Annotated in this window: 22 protein-coding genes; 10 read left to right on the forward strand and 12 right to left on the reverse strand. The window is 60.4% G+C overall.

Features of this window, described 5'->3' with window-relative positions:
- The 10 genes from PSH81_RS04980 to yaaA form a co-directional block, all read right to left on the reverse strand.
- Nucleotides 1–1,425, reverse strand: coding sequence for an MBOAT family protein (locus PSH81_RS04980; protein WP_192297563.1), 1,425 nt, complete (start codon nucleotides 1,423–1,425; stop codon nucleotides 1–3).
- Nucleotides 1,426–1,653: 228 nt separating this feature from the next.
- Entirely contained in the window at nucleotides 1,654–2,763 is a 1,110-nt protein-coding gene (locus tag PSH81_RS04985; RefSeq protein WP_192297561.1) for a mannuronate-specific alginate lyase, read from the reverse strand.
- An 8-nt stretch (nucleotides 2,764–2,771) separates the two neighbouring features.
- Nucleotides 2,772–4,220, reverse strand: a complete 1,449-nt coding sequence (locus PSH81_RS04990; RefSeq protein WP_192297559.1) for an alginate O-acetyltransferase — start codon at nucleotides 4,218–4,220, stop codon at nucleotides 2,772–2,774.
- Nucleotides 4,221–4,231: 11 nt separating this feature from the next.
- On the reverse strand, nucleotides 4,232–5,806 hold the full coding sequence (algG, locus tag PSH81_RS04995; RefSeq protein ID WP_192297558.1) for a mannuronan 5-epimerase AlgG: 1,575 nt from the start codon (nucleotides 5,804–5,806) through the stop codon (nucleotides 4,232–4,234).
- A complete protein-coding gene (locus PSH81_RS05000) occupies nucleotides 5,806–7,290 on the reverse strand; it encodes an alginate export family protein (RefSeq protein ID WP_226457454.1) in 1,485 nt (494 codons plus the stop codon). Before PSH81_RS05000 ends, algG begins: the two co-directional genes overlap by 1 nt.
- Nucleotides 7,287–8,711 (reverse strand): alginate biosynthesis TPR repeat lipoprotein AlgK, encoded by a 1,425-nt coding sequence (gene algK / locus PSH81_RS05005; protein WP_370694887.1) that lies wholly within the window; start codon nucleotides 8,709–8,711, stop codon nucleotides 7,287–7,289. The genes PSH81_RS05000 and algK overlap by 4 nt, the downstream gene beginning before the upstream one ends.
- Nucleotides 8,712–8,801: 90 nt before the next feature.
- Complete coding sequence (locus tag PSH81_RS05010) at nucleotides 8,802–9,968, reverse strand: alginate biosynthesis protein Alg44 (protein WP_192297552.1); 1,167 nt, start codon at nucleotides 9,966–9,968, stop codon at nucleotides 8,802–8,804.
- 38 nt (nucleotides 9,969–10,006) lie between these two features.
- On the reverse strand, nucleotides 10,007–11,488 hold the full coding sequence (gene alg8 / locus PSH81_RS05015) for a mannuronan synthase (protein ID WP_162232016.1): 1,482 nt from the start codon (nucleotides 11,486–11,488) through the stop codon (nucleotides 10,007–10,009).
- An 83-nt stretch (nucleotides 11,489–11,571) separates the two neighbouring features.
- Nucleotides 11,572–12,888, reverse strand: coding sequence for a nucleotide sugar dehydrogenase (locus PSH81_RS05020; protein ID WP_192297551.1), 1,317 nt, complete (start codon nucleotides 12,886–12,888; stop codon nucleotides 11,572–11,574).
- 886 nt (nucleotides 12,889–13,774) lie between these two features.
- Nucleotides 13,775–14,554: a peroxide stress protein YaaA gene (gene yaaA / locus PSH81_RS05025; RefSeq protein WP_226457452.1), complete on the reverse strand. Its 780-nt coding sequence runs from the start codon at nucleotides 14,552–14,554 to the stop codon at nucleotides 13,775–13,777.
- Nucleotides 14,555–14,673: 119 nt separating this feature from the next.
- On the opposite strand from yaaA, the gene PSH81_RS05030 reads away from it, so the two are divergent.
- The 5 genes from PSH81_RS05030 (at nucleotide 14,674) to moaE (ending at nucleotide 18,868) form a co-directional block, all read left to right on the forward strand.
- The gene (locus PSH81_RS05030) at nucleotides 14,674–15,798 is read left to right on the forward strand and encodes a polysaccharide deacetylase family protein (RefSeq protein WP_305392099.1); all 1,125 of its coding nucleotides are present in this window, start codon (nucleotides 14,674–14,676) and stop codon (nucleotides 15,796–15,798) included.
- Nucleotides 15,799–16,137: 339 nt separating this feature from the next.
- On the forward strand, nucleotides 16,138–17,532 hold the full coding sequence (locus PSH81_RS05035) for a PhoH family protein (RefSeq protein ID WP_192297545.1): 1,395 nt from the start codon (nucleotides 16,138–16,140) through the stop codon (nucleotides 17,530–17,532).
- Between the two features lie 168 nt (nucleotides 17,533–17,700).
- Nucleotides 17,701–18,174, forward strand: coding sequence for a cyclic pyranopterin monophosphate synthase MoaC (moaC, locus tag PSH81_RS05040; protein WP_017736740.1), 474 nt, complete (start codon nucleotides 17,701–17,703; stop codon nucleotides 18,172–18,174).
- Nucleotides 18,171–18,413, forward strand: coding sequence for a MoaD/ThiS family protein (locus PSH81_RS05045; protein ID WP_192297542.1), 243 nt, complete (start codon nucleotides 18,171–18,173; stop codon nucleotides 18,411–18,413). The genes moaC and PSH81_RS05045 overlap by 4 nt, the downstream gene beginning before the upstream one ends.
- Before the next feature lie 2 nt (nucleotides 18,414–18,415).
- The gene (gene moaE / locus PSH81_RS05050; protein WP_226457450.1) at nucleotides 18,416–18,868 is read left to right on the forward strand and encodes a molybdopterin synthase catalytic subunit MoaE; all 453 of its coding nucleotides are present in this window, start codon (nucleotides 18,416–18,418) and stop codon (nucleotides 18,866–18,868) included.
- Between the two features lie 127 nt (nucleotides 18,869–18,995).
- Here the strand turns inward: moaE and rhlB are convergent, their stop codons facing one another.
- A complete protein-coding gene (gene rhlB / locus PSH81_RS05055; protein WP_192297538.1) occupies nucleotides 18,996–20,447 on the reverse strand; it encodes an ATP-dependent RNA helicase RhlB in 1,452 nt (483 codons plus the stop codon).
- Between the two features lie 101 nt (nucleotides 20,448–20,548).
- Nucleotides 20,549–21,205, reverse strand: a complete 657-nt coding sequence (locus PSH81_RS05060) for an alpha/beta hydrolase (RefSeq protein WP_226457449.1) — start codon at nucleotides 21,203–21,205, stop codon at nucleotides 20,549–20,551.
- Between PSH81_RS05060 and PSH81_RS05065 the strand changes: the two genes are divergently transcribed.
- The 5 genes from PSH81_RS05065 (at nucleotide 21,204) to PSH81_RS05085 (ending at nucleotide 25,720) form a co-directional block, all read left to right on the forward strand.
- A complete protein-coding gene (locus PSH81_RS05065; protein WP_305392100.1) occupies nucleotides 21,204–21,554 on the forward strand; it encodes a hypothetical protein in 351 nt (116 codons plus the stop codon). The genes PSH81_RS05060 and PSH81_RS05065 overlap by 2 nt on opposite strands.
- A complete protein-coding gene (locus tag PSH81_RS05070; RefSeq protein WP_004371891.1) occupies nucleotides 21,551–22,582 on the forward strand; it encodes an amino acid ABC transporter substrate-binding protein in 1,032 nt (343 codons plus the stop codon). The genes PSH81_RS05065 and PSH81_RS05070 overlap by 4 nt, the downstream gene beginning before the upstream one ends.
- Before the next feature lie 72 nt (nucleotides 22,583–22,654).
- Nucleotides 22,655–23,836, forward strand: coding sequence for an amino acid ABC transporter permease (locus PSH81_RS05075; RefSeq protein WP_192297534.1), 1,182 nt, complete (start codon nucleotides 22,655–22,657; stop codon nucleotides 23,834–23,836).
- A 10-nt stretch (nucleotides 23,837–23,846) separates the two neighbouring features.
- Nucleotides 23,847–24,944: an amino acid ABC transporter permease gene (locus tag PSH81_RS05080; protein WP_192297532.1), complete on the forward strand. Its 1,098-nt coding sequence runs from the start codon at nucleotides 23,847–23,849 to the stop codon at nucleotides 24,942–24,944.
- Nucleotides 24,945–24,955: 11 nt separating this feature from the next.
- Nucleotides 24,956–25,720, forward strand: a complete 765-nt coding sequence (locus PSH81_RS05085) for an amino acid ABC transporter ATP-binding protein (protein ID WP_003171943.1) — start codon at nucleotides 24,956–24,958, stop codon at nucleotides 25,718–25,720.
- Nucleotides 25,721–25,852 lie beyond the last annotated feature (132 nt).

The raw sequence follows: 25,852 nt of genomic DNA on the forward strand, positions 1-25,852 counted from the left end.
TCAGAATTGGAAGTAAAGGAACGGCGAGAAACTCTGCGCCGACAGTTTCAGGATCGATGCCGCGAACAGCAGCAGCACGCAGGCCCGCATGGCGTAGCCGGGCACGCTGCGCGCCGGGTTTGGCGTCGCGGGATGGTCACGGTAGAAATCGCGCAGGCCAAAGAACGCCAACGTGGCATACGCCACCACCAGGGTTGCCACTTGCAGGCCGGTGAGGCTGGCGCGGTTGAGTTCCGACAGCGACCACTCGTTGAAGCTGAACATTGCGCCATACATGCGGCCGGCAACGTGCAGGTTCTCGGCGCGGAAGATCACCCAGCCCACGACGACCAGCAGGAAGGTGAAGGCCCAACGCACCGGGTTGAAGCTGCGCGGCGACGTGTTGAGGCCGATGGCTTTTTCAATCGCCAGCCACATGCCGTGCCACGCACCCCACACGATGTAAGTGATGTTCGCGCCGTGCCACAGGCCACCGAGCAGCATGGTCAGGAACAGGTTGCGGTAAGTGGTCAGCGTGCCTTTACGGTTGCCGCCCAGGGTGATGTAGAGGTAGTCACGCAGCCAGGTGGACAGGCTGATGTGCCAGCGCCGCCAGAACTCGGTGATCGACTGGCTGATGTACGGCTGCTTGAAGTTTTCCATGAAGCGGAAACCCATCATCAAGCCCAGGCCGATGGCCATGTCGCTGTAGCCGGAGAAGTCGAAGTACAGCTGCGCGGTGTAGGCCAGCGCGCCGAGCCAGGCATCGCCGGTGGTGGGGTTTTGCAGGGCGAAGCAATGGTCGGCCACCACCGCCAGGGTGTCGGCGATGAACACCTTCTTGATGAAACCCTGCATGAACCGCGTGCAGCCCTCGGAGAATTTGTCGAGGGTGTGGGTGCGATTGTTGAACTGGTCGGCCAGGTCGCGAAAGCGCAGCACGGGGCCGGCGATCAAATGCGGAAAGATCGCCACGAACGCCGCAAAGTCGATGAGGTTGCGGGTTGCCGGGGTATCGCCGCGGTACACGTCGATGATGTAGCTGATGGACTCGAAGATGTAGAACGAGATCCCGATCGGCAACAGCACGTGGGTCAGGATAAACGGCTCCAGGCCCGCCGACTTCATCATCACATTGATGCTGTCGACACCGAAGTTGGCGTACTTGAAGTAGCCGAGGATGCACAGGTCGACGGCCACGCCGAGCAGCAACCAGCGTTGGGCCGGCTTGGTGCGCACGCCGGCGGCACCGACCTTGAGGCCGATCCAGTAATTCCACAGCGTCACGGCGGCGAACAGCGCCAGGAAGTCCACTCGCCACCAGGCGTAGAACACATAGCTGGCAATCAGCAGCAGCAGGTTGCGATAGCGTTGCCCGCTCAAGTAGTACAAGCCGAGGAAGATCGGCAAGAACAGAAACAGGAACACATTGGACGAGAAAACCATCCCGATCTCTCCATGTTTAACCAACAGTCAAGGGCCGCAGCCCCCCCAAACCCCCCCACGAAAATTCGGGGGAGGGCGGTACAACATTCCAACTGTCGAAACCGGTTCAACTGTGGGAGCGGGCTTGCTCGCGAATGCGGTGGTTCAGTTACAGATGTGTCGACTGACACACCGCATTCGCGAGCAAGCCCGCTCCCACATGGGGACCCTGTTCCTTCAGTTAGTTATTCAGGAACCTTTGTTGCCTTTTTCATGCGCCGGGTCGTAGACCTTGGTCAGGTCACCCCCCAGGCGGAATGTCTTGAATGGCTGCATGCCGTGCTTGCGCTCGATCACATCGGGGGCGCAGGTGTAGAGGTTGCAGAACGGCTCAAGCCAGGCATATTTCATGTCTTGCTTGAGGTCCTTCATGTCCTGCTGCTTGCCGTTCTTCTGCTCGAAGATGTCCGGGTCTTTCACCCCGGCCAGGACTTTTTCACCCAGGCGCTTGAGCGCGCTGTTGTTTTCCTGGCGCAGATCGACACCGTTGACCAACGCAAAACTGGCGATCATCGACAGCGGCGGCAGCGCGTAGTTGTGGTACGACAGGGCACGTTGCTGGCGCTTCAATTCATTCGGCAAAAAGCCCTGGTCATCGACCTGGTTCACGCCGACCTTGTATTCCTTCACTGCCCAATCAAACAGGTCGCGACGGTTGGTGGCGATGGACGTTGCCATCACCGACCAGGCGGCCCAGTAGGAGTGGTTGTTGGTTTTTTCCAGCGGCAGGTTGTCCCAGTCGCTGACCACTTGATCGGCAAGCTTGTTGAACCAGGCTTCGATCAGTTGGGATTCCTGCTGGTGATTGGCCAACGGGTGCGAGTCGGAGAACTTCAGGCGCACATAGGCCGAGGCCATGCTGCCCAGTGCCCATTTGCGCATGGACTTGCCGGTGTGGTTGAAGTCCTTGGACATCAATGCATCGGCCTTGGCCCACGACACCAGCCAGTTCAGGGTGCATTCGAGCTGTTCGGGGCGACCGTCACGCATGAACTGCATCACGCGCTTGCTGGTGTCTTTTTCCAGCTTGGTGATGTCGGCAGTGCTGTCACGGAAGGCTTTTTCCGACTGCACGTTCAGGGTGGAACGGGCTTTGTCCGAGCCTTCGTACTTGCTGCGAAACTGCAACGGCCCGGTGTACGGCGCCGGCATGGTGTCGCAGTTTTCCTTGAAGTCGCCGGTCTTGAACGCCTCGATCGGTGCGAAGTAGCCCTGGGGCGGACGCAGGGGCGCGGCGGCGTTGACCGAGCCTGCAAACATCGCCAGGCCGAGTAACGTAGGGATCAATAACTTCTGCATAGGTAACCTCATTGCCCGAGGGAGGCGGTCTTCTGACCGCCGCTTGGGAATACGTTGCGTGTGCAAATTTTCGCTTCAACCTTCTGCGCGGCCTGGCCCGCCTCGGGGCCTTGCACTTCCACGGCCAGCAGGTTCTGCGCGGCCCAGTCTTCATCGGTGCGCAGTTCAAAGGCGAAACGCCCGTCTGTATCGGATGTGTCGGGTTTCTCGATCTTGATGTCCTCGTGGCGCCCGTTCATGTACCAGAGGGTGGCTTGCAGGGTTTTCACCGACGGGTCGGCAAAGCGGATATCAACCTGGTGATTGGCGTTACGCAGGTCTTTGTTCGAACTGTTGACCATCAATTCGTTCTTGCCGGGCTTCAACGACGTGCTGGCGCTCATCTGTGCCGGCTTGCCTTCGCAGCCGTTGTCGAGCAGCGACATCATCTGGCGGTAGATGGTCTCCTGGTCCAGGCGGTACAGCGGCGAGAACTCCCAGATGAGGATTTTCGGCGGGCTCTTCTGGAATTCATCGCTGCCCAGGTACTGGATCATCGAACCTTCCAGGCCGCCGCCAGGGAAGGCGACGTTGAGAATATCGGCACCGATTTCCTGCTCCAGGAAGCCGGCGAAGTTGTAGTTCTTGCCGCTGTGGCTGGTGCCCACCAGGGTGATCTGCGGGTTGCCCGAATCGCCGAACAGGTCGCCGTCGCCCGCTTCGCCCTTGGGCTCGGTGGTGAACTGGTCCATGTACTGGACCGCGTAGCTGGTGCCGCACAGTTGCCCGGCCATGTTGTGCAGGGTGCCGGTCTTGCCCATGCGCCCGGAGCGGGTGGTTTCGAATTCGCGCTTGGGAATGTCGGCGAACTCAGGCATCGCGCGCACTTTGGCGCCAACGATTTTCGCCGTGCGCTGGGCGCCGTATGGCGTCCAGTGTTGGTCGCCGCGGAAGTAGAAATCGTGGGCCGGCAGCTCATCCGGCAGCTGCTCATTGGTCAATGGCGACAGGTCCGGCACCACATAACCCATCTTGGCGAAACGGCCGAGCATGGTCTTGTAGTTGCTCAGGGCCTTGTCGAAGTCGAACTTGGCTTTCTCTTCGGGGTTGAGCTTGTTGCGGTTCACCAGGCCACGGGTCGGCTGGTAGACCACCACCAGTTCCACGCCCTTGGCCTTGAACGCATCGTGCAGTTGCTGCATGCGTTTGTAGCCAGCGGGGCTGGTGTCGAATTCGGTGCGCAGGTCTTCCTGGGTGCGGAACAACCAGTCGCCCTGGGCTTGTACCAGGGTGGTGAAGTTCTGCTGGTAACGGGTGGTGTAGTTCTTTGCGTCATGCGCCGCCGGGCACAGGCTGCAGCACGGTTCGGCAGTGAATTTCGGTGCCTGTACGTCGTCGGCGCGCACGCCCTGGCTGGCCGCGAGCAGGCCGAGGGTCAGACCCGAGAGGCTCAGCAGTTTGATCATGTGTGGGTGCATAAGGGTCATCCTCAGTCCTGCATTTCTGTCTGGCGTTCGACAGGGTCGATCAGCACGGCTTTCTGCTGGCGTACCAGCAGGTCGAGAATCTCTTCCTGGCGATCACCCAGCACACCGTTGAAGCTGATGCCGCTGGATTTGGTCGGCGCCAGCATCGATACGCGGTAGAGCTCCACGCTCAACGGCGAGTCGATGGACAGCGGCCCGCTGCCGTTGCCCGCCAGTTCACCACCCACCACGATCAGCGAGACTTTCGCGTCAAACGGGTCGAGGGCGATGTCGCGGTCGGTGTCGGTCAGATCCTTGATGTGGCCGTACAGGCCGGTGAGACCGTTGGCCATCGATGTGTTTTCGTACAGCTTGATGTTCACGCTGTTGCGCACACGGATGCCGTGGCGACGGTTGGCGATCACCTTGTTGCCCCACAGCAGGTTGTCGCCGCTCTCATAGAGGGTGATGCCGTCGGTGTGGTTGCGGTAGATCTCATTGTCGGCGATCAGGTTGTTCACGCTGTTACGGTCGATCACCAGGCCCGAGAGCTTGTTGTCGTAGCTGCGGTTGTTGAAGATGAAGCTGTCGTTCACTTCCCGGGAAATGATGATGCCGTGCTTCTTCTTGGTGCCGTAGACGGTGTTGTCCGCAATGATCAGGCCGTGGGAACGGTCGTGGGGGTCAATGCCGTAGACGATGTTGTCTTTGTAGGTATTGCCCTTGACCACGAAACCGGTGGTCTCGTAGCAGTAGAAGCCGTACCACATGTCCGAGAACTCGGAGTCGATGATCCAGCCGGTCGGCTCCGCACGCTTGAGCACCTTGGCCATGTTCGGCGTGTACTGGGAGATACTCACCCCGTACGACTTACTGTTGGCATAGCCGAAACTGGCCATCTTGGTGTTGGCGACGTAGGTCTCGGTGCCGCCCCAGGCCAGCAAGAACGGGCGGAACTCCTTGGGCGACTTGAACAGCGCCGGGCCGTTGGCCTTTTCGCTCCAGCCGGTGATCCTGGTGTCACGCACAAACAACTGGCCGTCGTTGATCAGGAACGAACCGGCTTCCTGGGACAGGCGCAACTCCTGGGTCTTGCCGTCGATGTCGAGGATGCCCTTGCGCCCGACCACAATCGGCAGCTTGGCGAGGAACACCCCGGGCGACGTTTCGCTGAAGTACTGCTTGGGCACCTTGCCCAGCAGGTCCTTGAGGTTCATGTAGCCATCGTCGACAAAGATCGCCTGGGGAATGCCGTGCTGGCGCACCACCCATTCGGCCATCTTGTTGTCACCGCCGATAAAGTCCTTGAGGGCGTCTTCCTGCATCATGCGGCGCAGGCTGATCTTGCCCGGCTTGCTGCGCACGATCTTGCTTTCCATCGCGGCGGCGGTGTAGCCCGACAGGTCAGGCAGGGCGGGCTTGGCCATTTCCAGCGGCGCGGTCGGCGGGCTGGAAATGGTGTAGGTCTTGGCTTGTTGCAGCCCTTTGGCGATGGTCGGCGCCTTGACCTGCTGCGCGGTATCCGCGAAAGCAGTGGCGTTCGCCATCAGCATCGCGGCAACCAGCAAACGGTGAGGTTTCATAGCGCAGGCTCCCATCAGAATTTCCACACCACATCGACAAATGCGCGGTGCATGTAGGAATCGACTCCGCTGCCATAGGCATCACCCGGCTTGAATACGCCAGCACGGAACCGTACCAGCGCCGACGGCTCGTCGATGGACTGGCTGAGCCCGGCTGGCAACAGGCCTTTCTTGAAGTACTTGGTGACCACCAGGTCCATTTCCTGACCCAGGTCTTTCTTGCCATCGGCCAGCGGCAGCGAGGTGCTGGCGATAATGTCGCCGGCGGCGTCGGTGGTGTTGTCCACGGCTGCAATGCCATTGCTGGTGACCGGCTTGTTGCCGTCCACGCGCCAGAACTTGTGGTACACCAGGCTGGCGTCGTAGTCCTCGCGCAGCTGCCAGGACCCGAACAGGCTCATGGACTGCATGTTGTTCATCTCGCCGCGAAACGCTTCGCCGAAGCGATGCACGCGGGACTGGGTGCCGGTCCAGTTCGAACGGTTGCTTTGCAGGCCGTTCTGCTCGTACTCGGCGCTGGCGCGGGAGTAGGCCGCACCGACTTGCCACTGCGGATCGAGACGCAGGCGCACGCCGATGTCGGTGGCCCAGCCACTCAGGTTGTCGCTGCGCTTGGCTTGGTCGGGGCTCGAACCGTCGGCTTTCAAGGCGTTGACCTTGTCGCGGTCGCCGCGCATGCCGGTGATGCTGGCCCAGTAGTTGACGGTGTTGGTGTTGCGCCAGTTGTAGGCGTCGCTGTTGGCCTCGATGCCGAGCCAGGTCAGGTCGCCGTTTTCACGCTTGTCCAGGGAGTCGGTAGCGACGCCCGGTTCCGGGTAGTCGAGCTTGCCGTTGTCATGGGTGTGATGGCCGCGCAGGCCGATCCACTGGCCGGGGGTCCACTGGTAGGCGGCGTCGGCGTAGAGGTGCTGGCGGTCTTTGTCGACCGGGGCGAGTTCCTTGAGGTCGGTGCGGTATTCGCTGAAGCGTTCGGCGACGCCGACATTGGCCTTGAGCAGGGTGGTGTCGAAGGTCCAGTTCAGGGCTTCGATGTTGGTGTCGCGCCATTGGCCGTCGTCATTGCGCAGGCGCTGGCGACCGAGCTTGAGGATCTCGCCGGGGTAGGGCGTGAAGCCGCTGTAGCCGACCCAGAACTCGCGCAATGCCAGGAAGTTTTTCTTGGTCTTGCGGTCGTCGTTGCTGGTTTGCTGGTTCTCGTCATCGGAGGACTGTTGCAGGGTGTCGGTCTCGATGATGTCGCTGGAAGCCACGGCCTGGCCCATGGCGTAGGCGCTCCAGGCGCCGCTTTCGCCGTAGATCCACGGGCGTACGTCGAGGCCGATGCCGTTGACGTCGCCGCCTTTTTGTGTGCCCAGGTCACGGTCGTCTTCGGACTGGCCGGTGATTTTCACTTCCAGGCCGAAGTTCTTCGCTTCGGTCAGCGCGGCCAGGGTCGGGCACGACCACAGCAGGGCGAAGGTCAGGCCGATACCGGCCTTGACGAATGGGTTGAGCTTCATAGGGATTCCTCGCCGTCGTCTTCTTCCAGGGCGTGCAGTTGCAACGTGCTCTGGGCCAGGGTGCCGCGGGCGGCCAGTTCCTGTTGCACCAGGCGTTGGCCTTGGGCGCGTTGCTCCGGTGTCAGCGGGGCTTCGAGCTGGGTGGCCAGGTCATTGGCTTGCGGGGTGTCCTGGGCCTTGGCCAATTGGCTGAAGACGTAGGCGTTCAATGGGTCGGGCTTGGTGCCCTTGCCTTGGGAAAACAGTTGGGCGATGGCGAAGTCGGCACTGTTCTGGCCGTTGCGCGCAGCGGTCAGCAGGTGGTCCAGGGCTTTTTGCGAGTAGACCTGGCCGAGATAGCCACGGCGGTAGATCTGGCCGAGGTAGTAGTCGGCGGCGACTTCCTTGCCCTGGGCTTTCTGGAAGTGTGCTTCGGCCGCCTTGGCATCGGCCGGTACCCACTTGCCGTCGTAGTAGAGCTTGCCCAGCAACAACTCGGCGCGCGGCTGGTCGGCGGCGCGGCCGTTGTCCAGGTATTTCATCATCTGGTCGACGTCGCCCAGTTCGGGGAAGTCGTAGAGCAGTTGTGCCAGGCTGACCCAGGATGCCGGGTAGCCAGGGGCGATTTTTTCCAGCAGGGCCTGGGCGGTTTTTGCGTCCGGGGTGCCAATGCTGGCATCGCCGAGCACACGGGCGACGCTGTCGACACGCTGGGCGGTGACGCTGCCACGGCTGTAGCCGGCTTCCATTTGCTTGAGCAGTTCAGCCTGTTTTTCCGGCGCGGCTTGTTTCTGGTAGACCGTGGCCAGCTCGACGTAGCAGATGTCGGTGCTGTTCAGCGCGGCTTTGCAGATGCGTTCCACATCGTCCAGATGCTGGTCGTAAGTGCCTTGGGTGCGATACAGCAGCACCTGGGCCAGACCGGCTTCCGGGTAACCGGCGGCCTGCCATTGGCTGATCTGCTGCTGGGCATTCACGTTGGGGAAGCTGTGCGGGTATTGCAGGTACAGCATCGCCAGCGGGATCAGGGTGTTGCCTTCGCCATTGGCAAAGGCTTTTTTCAGCAGGCCTTCGGCTTCGTGGTGTTCGGCTTCGGTGCTGCCGGGCTTGGCCACCAGCAGGCGACCGAGGCGGGCCTGGGCGCGGGGCGAGGTGTCCGCTGCCGCACGGTAGGTGGCTTCGGCCTGTTTGATTTGCGCCGGATCGCGAGTGCCGACCTGGATGTCGGCCAGGCCGACTTGGGCCTCGCTGTAACCCAGGTCTGCCAGTTGCTGGTAGTTCTGCTGCGCGGTGATGGTGTCGCCACGTTTGAGCGCTTCATTGGCCAGGCGTTGGTCGGGCAGGCCGGCGCAGCCAGCGAGGCTCACCGCAAGTGTCAAGGTGCACAGAGAACCCATGTGGGAGCGGGCTTGCTCGCGAAGGGGCCTTGTCAGTTGATACATGTGCTGGCTGACACACTGCTTTCGCGAGCAAGCCCGCTCCCACAGGGACCGCGGTGTTTTTATTGGAGTCATCACAGGCATGTCCTCTGCTTACAGACCGTTGGCCATGGCTTTGTCGATCAGCCAGTTCAGCGAAGGGCCGCGGTCGCTGGTCACTTCCACCGGGCGGCCGGCGTAGGTGCTGTCCAGCGGAGCGTCAGGCTTGATCTGCACGCGGATGTCGGAGGACAGGTCGGCGCTGTTCAAGCTGGTGCTGCTGACGATGGTGCCGGTGCGGGTCTGTTCTTCGTCGGCGACCTGGAAGCTCACCGGCGTACCTGGACGCACGTCGGCGAACTGGCGATAGGTGAAGCGTGCTTCCACATTGGCCTGGCTGCCGCGAGGCACCAGTTGGAAGATCACGTCGCCTTTGTTGGCGTACTGGCCGTCAGCGACCATTTGCTGGGCGACCACGCAGTCGCACGGCGAGGTCAGGGTGCCGGTCATTTGCTTGCCGAACAGTTCTTCAACCTTGGCCGGTTGCAGTTGGTCTTCGTCCAGGTGGCCCTTGAGCACATCCAGCATGCTGGTGCTGAACGTCGCCAGTGGCGCGCCCTTGGCGGCGACCGCGTCACCTTTGAGCAGGCTTTGCACGGTGCCGTCGCGGGGCATGGTCACGTTCATGCCGGGCACGCTGACCAGGCCGGCCTGGGCGTGGCTGACGAAGTACATGCCGTACACCGACTTGAACACGAAACCGAAAGCCGCCAGGCCGACGATGAAGATGCCCGCGCTGAATACCACGGCGCGCAGGCGACCGAACGCGGTCATGCCGCTGCCGCTGTCCTTGACCTTGCGCGCCTTGGTGAAGTTATCGCGTTGCAGGGTCGCCAGCACGTCGCCCATGGTCACGATGTCACCGGACAGGTGCGAGGTGATCAGATGGCGCAGGGTGGAAATATCCTGGGCGTCGAGGTTCTGGAACTGGCAACCGGTGCGGCCGGTCTGGCGGTCGTAGGAGCGGATCTGCAGTTCCACGTCCATGGCCAGGCCGAGGTTATCGATGACGAATTGCAGGCGGCCCTTGTGCACTTCGCCGACGGTCAACGGCTGGGTGGCGGTGAACGCCAGGCCGCCGGCGGACAGGTCGATCACCCGTGCTTCGGTCTGGGTGCGGTCGGTGTTGAAGAAGCGCAGCTTGGCCGGGATTTTTACGCGGGCATGTTGGCGCTGGGCTTCGGATTCGTGGACAACATTGGCATTTACTTGGCTGTTCATCAGGGCAATTTCCTAGAGTTAATTCAGGCTTGGCAGGGTCAGACCATCATCAGCAACACGGCAACGAAGATGCTGCCGGCGGAGAAGGTCATGGTCCGAGACGACCAGGTGTTGAACCAACGTTGAAAGCTGGCCAAATCGCGGGTCAGTTTGGTGTCCTGGCGGGTCCAGGACTGTTGATCAAGGCGGAAGAACACGTAGATCTTCACCAGCGCGCCCATGATCTGGTTGTAATAGAGAATCACCGGGTACGCCGGGCCGATCGTGTGGCCGGAGCACGACAGCAACAGGGTCAGGATCAGGCGCGTGATGCCGATCCACAGCAGGTACGCAAGGATGAAGGCGCCGCCGTATTTGAAGGTGGCGATGATTGCCACGGTCAGGCCGAGCAGGGAGGTCCACATCGACACGCGCTGGTCGAACAGCACCACGCTGGTGAACAGGCCCAGGCGTCGCACACCCAGGCCGAGGGCGCGGGAGTTCTGGCGCAGGTTGTTGCCGTACCAGCGGAACATCAGCTTGCGGCTGGCCTTGATAAAGCTCTTTTCCGGCGGGTGTTCCACGGTGTTGATCGCGGCGTCCGGCACGTAGAAGGTGTCGTAGCCCAGGCGCATCAGGCTGAACCAGCTGGACTTGTCGTCGCCGGTGAGGAACTTGAAGCGGCCCAGGCGCCAGTGCTGCAGCGAGTCGCTTTCGACGTCGGCGATGAAGCCTGGGTCGGTCACCACACTGGCGCGGAACACCGACATGCGCCCGGTCATGGTCAGCACGCGCTTGGACAGGGCCATGGAGCACATGTTGATGTGGCGCTGGGCGAAGCGCAGCTTGTGCCACTCGCTCATGATGTAGCCGCCACGCACTTCGCAGAATTCGTTGGTGGTCAGGCCGCCGACGTTGCCGAACAACTGGAACCACGGCACGGTCTTGCGCACGACACCTTCGGCCAGCACGGTGTCGCCATCGATCACGGCGACCACGGCGCGGTCATCCGGCAGGTGGCGGGAGATCGCCCGGAAGCCGAAGGCCAGGCCGTCGCGCTTGCCGGTACCGGCGATGCGCACGAAGTCGAGCTTCACGTGGTCCGGCGGGTTCATGCGTTCCCACAGGCTTTTCACCAGCAGCTCATCGGACATTTCCACCAGCGAGCAGACCACGGTGGTGGGGAAGCCGCATTCGATGGCTTCGCGGATCACCGAGCTGTAGACCTGCGCGGTGGTCAGCGCGTCGATACGGAAACTGGTGACCATCAGGAACACGTGGGACGGGTCGGCGGCCTTGCCCAGCTTGCGCACTTTGCGGCGCAGGTGCGGGTAGACCACGTACAAAAACAGCATGCCGCGAAAGAAATGCGTAGCACCCATCGAGTAGCGCCAGATGCCGACGGCGCCAATCAGGAAAATAAAATTCTTCGACTCCGAGTCGAACGTACTCGCCGGCAACAGCAGGGCGAGTCCCATCAGCAGGCTGAGAAAGAACAGCCAGCCGGCAGATTGCAGTAGGACGTGTTTTAACTTGGACATAAGCATCTTCCGAAGGTGAAGGAGGTTTCAGGCGGCGAGCGCTGGGGATGGAAACGCGCGCCGCCTGAAACTTGCCGTTGCTGTTACCAGCAGATGCCTTCGGTGCGGCCTGTGGTGCAGGTCGCATTTTTCATGAAGCCCACCAGGTCAATCACTTGCTTGCCGTGCGGTGCGTTCTGCGCCAGGGCGCGGAATTTTTCGTCACGGTTGCCGAGGATGATCACGTCGGAGTTGTTGATCACGTCATCGAAGTCCGAGTTGAGCAGGGACGACACGTGGGGGATCTTGCCTTCGATGTAGTCCTTGTTCGCACCATGCACACGGGCGTACTCGACGTTGCTGTCGTAGATGCTCAGGTCGTAACCCTTGCCGATCAGCATTTCCGCCAGTTCTACCAGCGGGCTTTCACGCAGGTCGTCGGTACCGGCCTTGAAGCTCAGGCCCAGCAGCGCGACTTTGCGCTTGTCGTGGCCGGCAACGATGTCGAAGGCGTTCTGTACCTGGGATTCGTTGCTGCGCATCAGCGAGTTGAGCAGCGGCGCTTCCACGTCCAGGGAGCTGGCGCGGTAGGTGAGGGCACGTACGTCTTTTGGCAGGCACGAACCGCCGAAGGCGAAGCCTGGGCGCATGTAGTACTGGGACAGGTTGAGAGTCTTGTCCTGGCAGACCACTTCCATCACTTCGCGGCCATCGACGCCGACGGCCTTGGCGATGTTGCCGATCTCGTTGGCGAAGGTGACTTTGGTGGCGTGCCACACGTTGCAGGTGTACTTGATCATCTCGGCAACGGCGATGTCCTTGCGGATGATCGGCGCGTCGAGTTCTTCGTACAGCGACTGCAGGACATCGCCGGAGGCTTTGTCGAACTCGCCGATGACAGTCATCGGTGGCAGGTCGTAGTCGGCGATGGCGGTGGATTCACGCAGGAACTCCGGGTTGACCGCGACGCCGAAGTCGACGCCGGCTTTTTTGCCGGAGCAGTCTTCGAGGATCGGGATCACCACGTTCGCCACGGTGCCTGGCAACACGGTGCTGCGCACCACGACGGTGTGGCGGGTGGTCTTGTCGCGCAGGACAAAACCGATTTCGCGGCACACGGCTTCGATGTAGTCCAGTTCCAGGTCGCCGTTTTTCTTGCTTGGCGTACCGACGCAGATCATCGACAGGTCGGTATCGCGGATGGCGTCGGCGAAGTTGGTGGTGCCGCGCAGTCGGCCGGTTTGAATACCCTGGCTCAACAGTTCGCCCAGGCCCGGTTCAACGATGGGCGATTTGCCAGCGTTGATCAGGTCAATCTTGTCCTTGGAGATGTCTACGCCGACCACTTCGTGGCCACGGGCAGACAGGCAACCGGCACAGACTGCGCCGACGTAACCGAGACCAAATATGCTGATGCGCATCGCATTTACCTCTTTAATAATCATGCCAATAATTGGCCGGAGTTCATGTTTGCAAGCGTCACTGATGCCACGGAAGTTGGGCGAATAGACGCCGACTTACCGCGTACGGGCATGTTAATTAGTGAGTGACTAACTATTGCACTCAAGTTGTGCGCAACTTGGCCTTGTTATTGGGGCTTGCCCTCAAATGCAGCCGGCCTTCCTTGGGGGAAGGGTCCGACGCCAGTGCCGCAGGACCTTGATACAGGCCATAAGCCTTTAACTATCAAAGCCTTGGGTGTCATCACTGACACATTTGGGTAAGCGCTGCCTTGGCCTATAGGGGTTAGCAATTAATCCTTATCGCTGCCCTCAACTCATATCAGTTGATGATGTGACCCGTGAGTCAAAGTTGATGGGGCAACTTCGCTACTTCCTTGGATCGCCATGTAAGTCATCTCTTACAGAAACAGAGAATTTCGTTACCGGTGGTATGAGCCGTGGGTTTTGATGAAGTTCCAGCCCGCTCATCCTGTTTCCTGAAATTTCTTGAAATATGAGAAGAGATGGCACTAGTACTATATTGATAGCACTTGCTATTTGGGCCAATAGTTATAGGGAGTTGGTACGCGGGGATAGTTTTGTGCCACTAGTGTTTGAAAAAAGTGGTGCCACTACGAAAAAAAATGACGAATGTCGAGTGAAAGAATTGTTAGGAGTACGTCAAAATGTTTTTTGACGCCAAAAAAATGGCGACTCTAGATTTGAAATGCGATCAAAACTGTGGGAGCGGGCTTGCTCGCGAATGCGGTGGGTCAGATAAGAATTTATCGACTGACACGCCGCATTCGCGAGCAAGCCCGCTCCCACAGTTGGATCTCGTTGTCTGAAGCACACGGGTTTGGCTTTATTCCGGTGCGTGATCGCGCAGGAACACCAGCTTGTCCGGCTTGGACTGCTCGGCATTGAAGCGATAACCCTGCACATCAAACTCCTTGAGCCTGGCCGGGTCGTTGATGCGCTCTTCAATCACAAAGCGGCTCATCATGCCCCGGGCCTTCTTGGCGTAGAAGCTGATGATCTTGTACTGGCCGTTCTTGAAGTCCTTGAACTCGGTGTTGATGATCCGCGCATTCAGGGCCGTGCGCTTGACCGCCGAGAAGTACTCGTTGGACGCGAGGTTCAGCAGCACGTCGTCACCTTGCTCGGCCAGGGCTTCGTTCAGCCATTCGCTGATGCGCGTGCCCCAGAAGGCGTAGAGATCCTTGCCACGGGCGTTGGCCAGTTTGGTGCCCATCTCCAGGCGGTACGGCATCATCAGGTCCAGGGGTCGCAGCAGGCCGTAGAGGCCCGAGAGCATGCGCAAGTGGTCCTGGGCGTAGCTGAAGTCGGCATCGCTGAAGGTCTCGGCGTTGAGGCCGGTGTACACGTCACCCTTGAAGGCCAATAGCGCCTGCTTGGCGTTGGCGGGGGTGAAGGCGGGGTTCCAGCTGCCGAAGCGCGCCGCGTTGAGGCCGCCGATCTTGTCGGACACATGCATCAGTTCGCTGATCTGTGCCGGGCTCATTTCGCGCAGTTGCTCGATCAGTTCCTGGGAGTGATCCAGGTACTGCGGCTGGGTAAAGCGCTGGGTGGCGGGCGCGGTCTCGAAATCGAGGGTCTTGGCGGGTGAAATCACCGTCAGCATGAAGTCGTCTCCTTAAATCGTGCCGCGATTCTAGGGGCTGGGGCGTTTTGACTCCACCTATGATGGCGATAGGCATGATCCGCTATGATGGGCGGTAACTCTGCAAAGGAAGACCCTGCGTGCGAATAGCGCTTTTATTGTCGGCCTGCCTGCTCTGCCTGAACGCCCAGGCCGCGCCGGTGGATGTGGCCAGCCTGGACCGTGGCACCTGGCCCGAAAAGCTCAGCAGCCCGGCGCTGTTCGATGTGGCCTCGCGTGCGGAAATCCTCATGTTTGCCCATGGCCTGTTGGCCAGCGAAGCCCTGGACGAGGCGGCGCTCAAACAGCGCCTGGGCTTGAAGATCATCAACCTGGCCGCCATCGACGACTTGCGTCGCCAGCTCTGGCAGCGCCTGTTGGAGAACTACCTGGTCGCCCAGAAAAGCTGCGAAGAGGACGCCTCGTTTTGCTACTTGGTAGAGAACATGGACGATCTGCGCGAGCAGGCGGGCAAGCTCGAGGTCAGTGAAAACTCCTTCTATATAGGCTGGGCGAACCCCAGCCACGTTTTCCACGAACGCTACCTGGACGAGCTGCTGCGCAAGGCTGCGCTGTTCCCGCAGATCAGCAGTGAAGTCGCGCGGTTTGGCGATCACGAGCGCAATGGCGATGAATTCAACGACCGCCTGTTTCTGCTGACCTTCGACGGCGGCCCCGCGCCCGTCAGCGGCAATACCGACTGGCTTACCGACTACCTGCGCAAGCAGAAGCTGAACGCCACCTTCTTCGTCCTTGGCAGCAGCCTGCAAACCCGCGTGGAGCGCAGTTCTGCCAGTGATGTGCAGACGTTGTACCAGGGCCAGTGCGTGGGCACCCAGGGCTGGCAGTACCGCTCCCACAGCCACTGGGTCGACTGGCAAAGCTCGATCACCCGCAGCGCGTCGCTGGCGCAGAACCTGATGCCGGAAAACTATGTGCCGCTGTTCCGTCCGCCGTACGGCCAGCGCCGCGCCGACAGCCAGGGGTTTTTCCAGTCCCAGGGTTTGCAGGTGGCGTTGTGGGACATCGATTCCCAGGACGAACCGGGCAAGCTCAAGGCCGAAGAGTCGGCGCAGCGGGTGCTGACGTTGATGTTGCTATGGCGCAAAGGGGTGATTGTGTTTCACGACACCCAGGACAAGGCGCGGGTCGCATTGCCGCAGTTGATGCAGGCGACGGCACAGAGTGGCTTGGGTTGGCAGGACTGCCGCGAGGCGTTTCGCTGAAGTGCCCGGCCCTGTTGGGTGCGGGGCATTTTCGGGGTGATTTTGTGCGACAAATCGATGCAGGCGGACTTCCGACTTTAACGGGGTGCATGGCACTCGGCTAGTGCTATTCGTCATCCTGAAAAATAAACTTCAAAAAAACGTCAAAGTGCTTTTTCCTGTCATAGGTTTTGCGGTATTACGAAGTCAGATCGCCGAAACCTGCAGCACAGGTGGCGTCTTTCAAGACTCCTCATGTGGGCATGCACTTGACGTCCCTCAGGTGCATTCGGTGGTCGAATCGAGGCGCAGCACCGCTTAGGTATTGCGTCGACTGGCTCCCACAAAAGGTGACCGAGTATGGATGATCACGGACGCACCCCTTCTTCCGACCAGCCAATCCTTTATGTGCTTGATACCAACGTATTGATCCACGATCCAAACGCACTGCTCAACTTTGAAGAACACCACGTCGCCATCCCGATGATCGTGCTTGAGGAACTCGACAAACTCAAAAGCGGGCACCACAGCGTTGCGGCCGAATGCCGCCAGGCCATTCGCCTGATCGACAAGACCTTGGGCGAGGCCTCTCCTGAGGACGTTGAAGTCGGCGTGCCGATCCAGCGCGGCAAGAGCGGGCCCAAGGGCTTGCTGTCGATCCTGATGAGCAAGGGCCGCGAACCCAACAGCCTACTGCCGGAAAACCTCAACGACAACAAGATCATCAACCAGTTGATCGACCTGCACGCGCGTGACAAGGACCTGCGCGTGGTGCTGGTGACCAAAGACATCAACATGCGCCTCAAGGCCCGTGCGTGTGGGATCGCGGCCGAGGACTACAGCACCGACCAACTGGTCGATGACGTATCGATGCTGTCCCGTGGTTATCACATGATGACCGGCTCGTTCTGGGACCGCGTCAGCAAGGTTGAAACCCGCCAGGACCATGGCCGCACCTGGCACCAGGTGCAACTGATCGACAACCTGCCGGCCGTGCATATCAATGAATTCATCGTCGACGAACAGGGCTTTGTGGGCTGGATCAAAGAGATCCAGGTCGACAAGCTGCTGATTCTCGACCTGCATCAGGAACCCCTGTTGCACCAGGAAGCCTGGGGCCTGAAACCGCGTGACATCTACCAGAGCCTGGCGCTGTACGCGCTGCTCGACCCGGACATCCACCTGGTCAACCTGACGGGCGCCGCCGGTTCCGGCAAAACCATTCTCGCCCTGGCCGCCGCCATCGAGCAGACCATGGTGACCAAGCGCTATCGCCGCATCATCGCCACCCGCAGCGTGCAGGGCCTGGATCAGGAAATCGGTTTCCTGCCCGGCACCGAAGCGGAAAAAATGGAGCCGTGGCTGGGGGCGATCACCGACAACCTCGAAGCCTTGCACATGGATGACGAAAACACCCATGGCAGCGTCGACTACATCCTCAGCAAAGTGCCGTTGCAGTTCAAATCCCTCAACTACATCCGGGGTCGCAGCTTCCAGCAAAGCCTGATCTTGATCGATGAATGCCAGAACCTCACGCCGCACCAGATGAAAACCATCATCACCCGTGCCGGCGCCGGTTCCAAAGTGGTGTGCCTGGGCAACCTGGCACAGATCGACACTCCTTACCTGTCCGCGACCAGCTCCGGGCTGACCTATCTGACGGAACGCTTCAAGGACTTCCCGAACGGCGTGCATATTGCGCTGCAGGGTGTTCCACGCTCGATCTTGGCTGAATACGCCGAGTCGCACCTCTAAACGCGGTCAAAATGTGGGAGCGGGCTTGCTCGCGAATACGGAGTATCAGTCGCCGAATGTATTGACTGACACACCGTATTCGCGAGCAAGTCCGCTCCCACACAAGCGCTCTCCACATATTGATCAGTGTTGGGTTTACAATCGCTGCTCCTGATCAGGAGTATCCCTGTGCTGACTCATCTCGATTCCCAAGGTCGCGCCCACATGGTCGACGTTACCGACAAGTCCGTGACGTTCCGTGAAGCGGTGGCCGAAGCCCGGGTGCGCATGCTGCCCGAGACCCTGCAAATGATTGTCGACGGCGCCCATCCCAAGGGCGACGTGTTTGCCGTGGCCCGCATCGCCGGGATCCAGGCGGCGAAAAAAACCAGTGATCTGATCCCGTTGTGCCACCCGCTTATGTTGACGGGCGTCAAGGTCGAACTGAGCGCCGACGGCGCAGACTCGGTGCACATCCTGGCGCGCTGCAAACTCTCCGGCCAGACCGGCGTGGAGATGGAAGCCCTCACCGCCGCCAGCGTCGCGGCCCTGACCATCTACGACATGTGCAAGGCCGTGGACCGGGGCATGACCATCGAAAGCATTCGCCTGCTGGAAAAGCTGGGCGGCAAGAGCGGGCATTTCAAGGCGGACCAGGCATGAGCATCAACGTATTGTTTTTTGCGCGTTACAGCGAAGTGATTGGCTTGGACTCGCTGGAAATGGAAGGCGAGTTCGCCACTGTCGACGCGGTGCGTTTGGCGTTGGCCGCCGATCCAGGTTTTGACGTGCTCAACGAAACCAGCCTGATGTGTGCGCGCAACGAGGAGCTGTGTGGCCTCGACGAGCCGTTGAAGGCTGGCGATGAGGTTGCGTTCTTTCCGCCGGTGACCGGAGGCTGAGCATGGCCATTCGAGTGCAGGTCCAGGCGTTCGATCCGGGCGCCGAGGTCAACGCCATGCATGCGGCCAACGTGGGCGTAGGTGCGGTGGTGAGTTTTGTCGGCTACGTGCGCGACTTCAACGACGGCCTGGAGGTGGCGGGGATGTTCCTGGAGCACTACCCCGGCATGACCGAGAAAGCCCTGGCCAAGATTGCCGTGGAGGCCGAGCAGCGCTGGCCGTTGCTCAAGCTGGAAGTGCTGCACCGCGTCGGCGCGTTGGAGCCGGGAGAGCCGATTGTGTTCGTGGCAGCCGCGAGCGCTCATCGCCAGGCGGCGTTTGATGCCTGTGCGTTCGTGATGGATTACTTGAAGACGCGGGCGCCGTTCTGGAAGAAGGAAAATACCAGTGAGGGGCCGCGCTGGGTGGAAGGGCGCAGTAGCGACTACGCCGCCGCAGACCGCTGGAAATCTTAGGCCAAACACAAAACCCAATGTGGGAGCGGGCTTGCTCGCGAATGCGGAGTGTCAGTCGATACATGCATGACTGATACACCGTATTCGCGAGCAAGCCCGCTCCCACATTTTTTTACTGCATTTCAGCTTAAGCAGGGCGTTTGCGTTCTACCGGGCGCAGCAAATGCGTCGGCGGCGTCTCACAACTGATCTTGCGCCCCAGCAACGTTTCGATCGACGGCAACTGGTACGAATCATCTTCCCCGGCAAAGCTGATCGACACACCCGCAGCCCCCGCACGGCCAGTACGACCAATACGGTGCACATAGTCATCCGGCACTTCCGGCAGGGTGAAGTTGATCACGTGGCTGATGCCATCAATGTGAATCCCGCGGCCTGCCACGTCGGTGGCCACCAGCACGCGGATCTTGCCTTCGCGGAAACCTTCCAGGGTCTTGATGCGCTTGTGCTGTGGCACGTCACCGGACAGTTGCGCGGCGTTGACGCCATCACGCACCAGGCGCTCTTCGATGCGGCGCACTTCATCCTTGCGGTTGGCAAACACCATCACACGCTCCCAACCGTTGTCGTTGACCAGGTTGTAGAGCAGCTTGTACTTGTCGGCACCGGCCACGGCGTAGATGTGTTGCTCGACGTTTTCGCTGGCGACGTTTTCCGCTTCGATCTCGACGATGGACGGCTCGGTGGTCCACTGCTTGGCGAGGTTCATCACGTCTTCGGTAAAGGTCGCGGAGAACAGCAGGGTCTGGCGCTCGGATTTCGGCGGGGTCTGGCGAATGATCTGGCGTACTTGCGGGATAAAGCCCATGTCGAGCATGCGGTCGGCTTCGTCCAGCACCATCACTTCGACCATGTCCAGGTGCACGTCGCCGCGCTGGTTGAAGTCCAGCAGGCGGCCGGGGGTGGCAACCAGAATGTCGCAGTGACGGGCTTCGAGGTGCTTGAGCTGCTTGTCGAAGTCCATGCCACCGACGAACGTCATGACGTTGAGACCGGTGTACTTGGTCAGGTCGGCGGCGTCCTTGGCGATCTGCACCACCAGCTCGCGGGTCGGGGCGATGATCAGCGCGCGCGGTTCACCCATGTAGCGCTCTTTCGGCGGCGGCGTCTGCAGCAGCTGGGTGATGATCGAGATCAGGAACGCGGCGGTCTTGCCGGTGCCGGTCTGGGCGCGGCCGATGGCGTCTTTGCCCGCCAGGGTGAAGCCCAGCACCTGTGCCTGGATCGGCGTGCAGTATGGGAAACCCAGGTCCTGGATGGCGTGCATCAGTTCCGGGGCGAGTTTGAAGTCGTGGAAGCGGGTCTTGCCTTCCTGGGGTTCGACGACGAAGTCTTCGAGTTTCCAGGGAATGACCGGCGGCTTGGGCGCGCGCTCGCGGCGAGGCTTGGGGGCCGGTGCCGCTTCTTTAGCCGGTTCAGGCGTGGTCACCGTAGGCGTCGTCGGCTGGGCGACAGGCGCAGGCCGCTCTGGCTGTTTACCGTCATTGCGGCTGCCGGCAGTCGGGACAGGAGCACTGGGAACAGGCGCGAGCGGCTCGGCCTCGCTTTTGCCGAACATCTTCTTGAGTGCTTCGAGCACGGTGATCTCATTAATTGGTTAAGGAATGTACGCCGGCCAGTGTAATGCAAGAAACGGGCGCGGCGTAGTGCGTCTGTCATACGGCTACATAAACGCCGGGTTCAACCCAGGCGGGCGGTCAGCCAGGTGCCGATGTCACGGATCTCTTCGGGTAACACTTCGTGGCCCATTGGGTATTCCTGCCATGTCACGGTGACACCACGGGTCTTCAAATGCTCGTAGGCGCTACGGCCCATGGCGTTCTGTACCACGTCGTCGTACTGGCCGTGCAGGCATAGGGCTGGAATACGTTGCTGGCTGGCGGACAATTCCAGCTCGTCGCTGAAGGTCGGCGCATACGTGGAGAGGGCGATCACACCACCCAAGGCTCCCTGCCATTTGGTAAACGCGGTGTGGAAAACCACTGCGCCGCCCTGGGAAAAACCGGCGAGGAAAATCCGCGAGGCGTCTATTCCGCTGCTTTTTTGCTCCTTGATCAAATCCGTGACCATCCGGGCCGACTCTTCCAGTTCTTCCAGGCTGATCGAACGGGCCGGGCTCATGGCCTTGATGTCGTACCAACTGGGCATCTCGTAGCCACCGTTGATAGTGACAGGGCGGGTCGGCGCCTGGGGCAAAACGAAACGGGTGGTCGGCAGGTTTTCTTGCAGTGCTTCGGCCACCGGCAGGAAGTCGTAGCGATCGGCACCCAGGCCATGCAACCAGATTACGCAGGCGTCTGCGGGCTTGGCGGGCTGAAGAATCAAGGGGTCGGTCATGTCTGCTCCATATATGTGCGCGCGCTCCGATTGGGTGCGATGGAACGGTGCGCGACAGGTTGATCTGTTAAGAGAATGTCGCAAGGTTGAATCTTTTTCTATTGACCGTGGGCTGAAACGACTCAGCGCGCAGTCTGGTACGGCGCTTGCTATGGAGAAGCCGATGTCAGGTCTCTCCCTTGGCGGTAACACTATCAGTGACAGCCGCCTCTGGGATAGCAACTGGACTTACAGCGACAGCCTCATGCCGTTTGACCCCAAAAAAAGCCAACACGGGTCGATGTCGCCTCAAAAGGGTGCGGTGGGGTTCGAGCTCCGACACAACAAGAGCAACTGGAGGTTTGAATGAAGGTATTGAAATCCACCCTGGCCATCGTGACTGCGGCGGCCGTATTGGGTGTCAGTGGTTTCGCCCAAGCCGGCGCCACCCTGGATGCCGTGCAGAAGAAAGGCTTTGTGCAATGTGGCGTGAGTGACGGCCTGCCGGGTTTCTCGGTGCCGGATGCCAGCGGCAAGATCCTCGGGATCGACGCTGACGTGTGCCGCGCTGTTGCCGCTGCCGTGTTCGGCGATGCGACCAAGGTCAAATTCAGCCAGTTGAACGCCAAGGAGCGTTTCACCGCGCTTCAGTCCGGCGAAGTCGACATTCTGTCCCGCAACACCACCATGACCAGCTCCCGTGACGCCGGTATGGGCCTGAAATTCCCGGGCTTCATCACCTACTACGATGGCATCGGCTTCCTGGTAAACAACAAGCTGGGCGTGAAGAGCGCCAAGGAACTGGACGGTGCAACCATCTGCATCCAGGCCGGTACCACCACCGAGCTGAACGTTTCCGACTACTTCCGTGGCAACGGCCTGAAATACACCCCGATCACCTTCGACACCTCCGATGAAAGCGCCAAGTCGCTGGAATCCGGGCGTTGCGACGTGCTGACCTCGGACAAGTCCCAACTGTTCGCCCAGCGCAGCAAGCTGGCCTCGCCGAAGGACTACGTGGTTCTGCCGGAAACCATTTCCAAAGAACCGCTGGGCCCGGTCGTGCGTAACGGCGACGACGAGTGGCTGGCCATCGTGCGCTGGGTTGGCTACGCCATGCTCAACGCTGAAGAAGCCGGTATCACTTCGAAAAACGTTGAAGCTGAAGCCAAGTCCACCAAGAACCCGGACGTCGCGCGTCTGCTCGGTGCTGACGGCGAATACGGCAAAGACCTGAAAGTGAAGAAAGACTGGGTTGTACAGATCGTCAAGCAGGTCGGTAACTACGGTGAAGTGTTCGAGCGCAACCTGGGCAAGAGCACCCCGCTGGAAATCGACCGTGGCCTGAACGCGCTGTGGAACAACGGCGGCATTCAATACGCACCACCTGTGCGCTGATCGCTGATGGTTCTGTCACCCGGTGGGCCAACCGCCGGGTGATGTTCTGTTCCATTATTTCCGGGGCACTTCATGCAAAATCAAATCGGCGCACCAAAGCAGAAGCTCAGCTTCAGCGATCCCAAAGTGCGTGCGTGGCTCTTCCAGATCATCACGATTGTGGCGGTGGTCTCGCTGGGCTGGTACCTCTTCAACAATACCCAGACCAACCTTCAGCACCGGGGCATTACCTCGGGTTTCGACTTTCTTGAACGCAGTGCCGGCTTCGGCATCGCGCAGCACTTGATCGATTACACCGAATCGGACAGCTATGCCCGGGTCTTTGTGATCGGCCTGCTCAACACCTTGCTGGTCACCGTGATCGGCGTGATCCTGGCGACCCTGCTCGGTTTCATCATCGGCGTGGCGCGTCTGTCGCCGAACTGGATGATCAACAAGCTGGCGACCGTGTATGTGGAAGTGTTCCGCAACATCCCGCCACTGCTGCAAATCCTGTTCTGGTACTTCGCGGTGTTCCTGACCATGCCGGGGCCGCGCAACAGTCATAACTTCGGCGATACCTTCTTTGTCAGCAGCCGTGGCCTGAATATGCCGGCAGCGATTGCCGCCGACGGTTTCTGGCCGTTTGTGGTGAGCATCGTGGTTGCCATCGTGGCCATCGTGCTGATGACGCGTTGGGCCAACAAGCGCTTTGAAGCGACCGGCGAACCGTTCCACAAATTCTGGGCGGGCCTGGCGCTGTTCATCGTGATCCCGGCGTTGTGCGCGTTGATCTTCGGTGCGCCGCTGCACTGGGAAATGCCGAAGTTGCAGGGCTTCAACTTTGTCGGCGGCTGGGTCCTGATTCCCGAACTGCTGGCGTTGACCCTGGCGCTGACGGTCTACACCGCGGCGTTTATCGCCGAGATCGTGCGTTCGGGCATCAAGTCCGTCAGCCACGGCCAGACCGAAGCCGCGCGCTCCCTGGGCCTGCGCCCCGGGCCGACGCTACGCAAAGTCATCATCCCGCAGGCCCTGCGGGTGATCATTCCGCCGCTGACCAGCCAATACCTGAACCTGGCGAAGAACTCGTCGCTGGCCGCCGGTATCGGTTACCCGGAAATGGTCTCGCTGTTTGCCGGCACGGTGCTCAACCAGACCGGCCAGGCCATCGAAGTCATTGCCATCACCATGAGCGTGTACCTGGCGATCAGCATCAGCATTTCCCTGCTGATGAACTGGTACAACAAGCGCATTGCGCTGATCGAGCGGTGAGGAAACCTGCATGAGTACGCATACTTTCAAACCTGATATGCCGCCGCCGAGCAAAGTCTTCGGCCCGGTGGCATGGATGCGCGCCAATCTGTTTTCCAGTTGGCTCAACACCCTGCTGACGTTGCTGGCGTTCTACCTGGTCTACCTGGTGGTGCCGCCGATCCTGCACTGGGCAATCCTCGACGCCAACTGGGTTGGCACCACCCGTGCCGATTGCACCAAGGAAGGCGCGTGCTGGGTGTTCATCCAGCAGCGCTTCGGGCAGTTCATGTACGGCTACTACCCCGGCGACCTGCGCTGGCGCGTGGACCTGACCGTGTGGCTGGCCATCGTCGGCGTGGCGCCGTTGTTCATCTCGCGCTTTGCGCGCAAGGCGGTCTATGGCCTGGGCTTCCTGGTGCTGTACCCGATCATTGCCTACTTCCTGTTGCACGGTGGCATCTTCGGCTTGACCAACGTGGCGACCAGCCAATGGGGCGGCCTGATGCTGACCCTGGTGATCGCCACCGTCGGGATCGCCGGCGCGTTGCCGCTGGGGATTGTGCTGGCGCTGGGGCGGCGTTCGAACATGCCGGCGATTCGTGTGGTCTGCGTGACCTTCATCGAATTCTGGCGCGGCGTGCCGTTGATCACCGTGCTGTTCATGTCTTCGGTGATGCTGCCGTTGTTCCTGCCTGAAGGCATGGGCATCGACAAACTGCTGCGGGCGTTGATCGGCGTGATCCTGTTCCAGTCGGCCTACGTGGCCGAAGTGGTGCGCGGTGGCTTGCAGGCGATTCCCAAGGGCCAATACGAAGCGGCCGCGGCGATGGGCCTGGGTTACTGGCGCAGCATGGGCCTGGTGATTCTGCCGCAAGCCCTGAAGCTGGTGATTCCCGGCATCGTCAACACGTTTATCGCGCTGTTCAAGGACACCAGCCTTGTGATCATCATCGGCCTGTTCGACCTGCTCAACAGCGTCAAGCAAGCCGCCGCCGACCCGAAATGGTTGGGCATGGCCACCGAAGGCTACGTGTTCGCAGCCCTGGTGTTCTGGATTTTCTGTTTTGGTATGTCGCGCTATTCCATTCATTTGGAACACAAGCTCGACACAGGCCACAAGCGTTAGGAGTTGATGTTATGAGCGAAGCGATCAAACAGCCTGTGAGCCCTGAAGGCATTATTCAGATGCAGGGCGTCAACAAGTGGTACGGCCAGTTCCACGTGTTGAAAGACATCAACCTCAACGTCAAGCAGGGCGAGCGTATTGTGCTGTGCGGCCCGTCGGGTTCGGGCAAGTCCACCACCATCCGCTGCCTCAACCGCCTGGAAGAACACCAGCAGGGCCGCATCGTGGTGGATGGCGTGGAGCTGACCAACGACCTCAAGCAGATCGAAGCGATCCGCCGCGAGGTCGGCATGGTGTTCCAGCACTTCAACCTGTTCCCGCACCTGACCATTTTGCAGAACTGCACCTTGGCGCCGATGTGGGTGCGCAAGATGCCCAAGCGCAAGGCCGAGGAAATCGCCATGCACTACCTGGAGCGCGTGCGCATCCCGGAGCAGGCCCACAAGTTTCCGGGCCAGTTGTCTGGCGGCCAGCAACAGCGCGTGGCGATTGCCCGTGCCTTGTGCATGAAGCCGAAAATCATGCTGTTCGACGAGCCGACCTCGGCACTCGACCCAGAGATGGTGAAGGAGGTGCTGGACACCATGATCGGCCTGGCGGAAGACGGCATGACCATGCTGTGCGTCACCCACGAAATGGGCTTTGCGCGCACCGTGGCCAACCGCGTGATCTTCATGGACAAGGGCGAGATCGTGGAACAGGCGGCGCCGAATGACTTCTTCGACAACCCGCAGAATGATCGGACCAAGTTGTTCTTGAGCCAGATTTTGCATTGATCGATGCTTGAATAAACAAACCCGGCCTGGTGCCGGGTTTGTTTTTTTGGGGCTAGGACGCGTTCAGCGTTTCAGCTTTGTCGTGTTTGGTGTCGCTGAACGTGCCGCGTTCGTAACGTGAGAACGCGTTGT

Source organism: Pseudomonas sp. FP2335 (genome assembly GCF_030687535.1).
Classification (GTDB): Bacteria; Pseudomonadota; Gammaproteobacteria; order Pseudomonadales; family Pseudomonadaceae; genus Aquipseudomonas.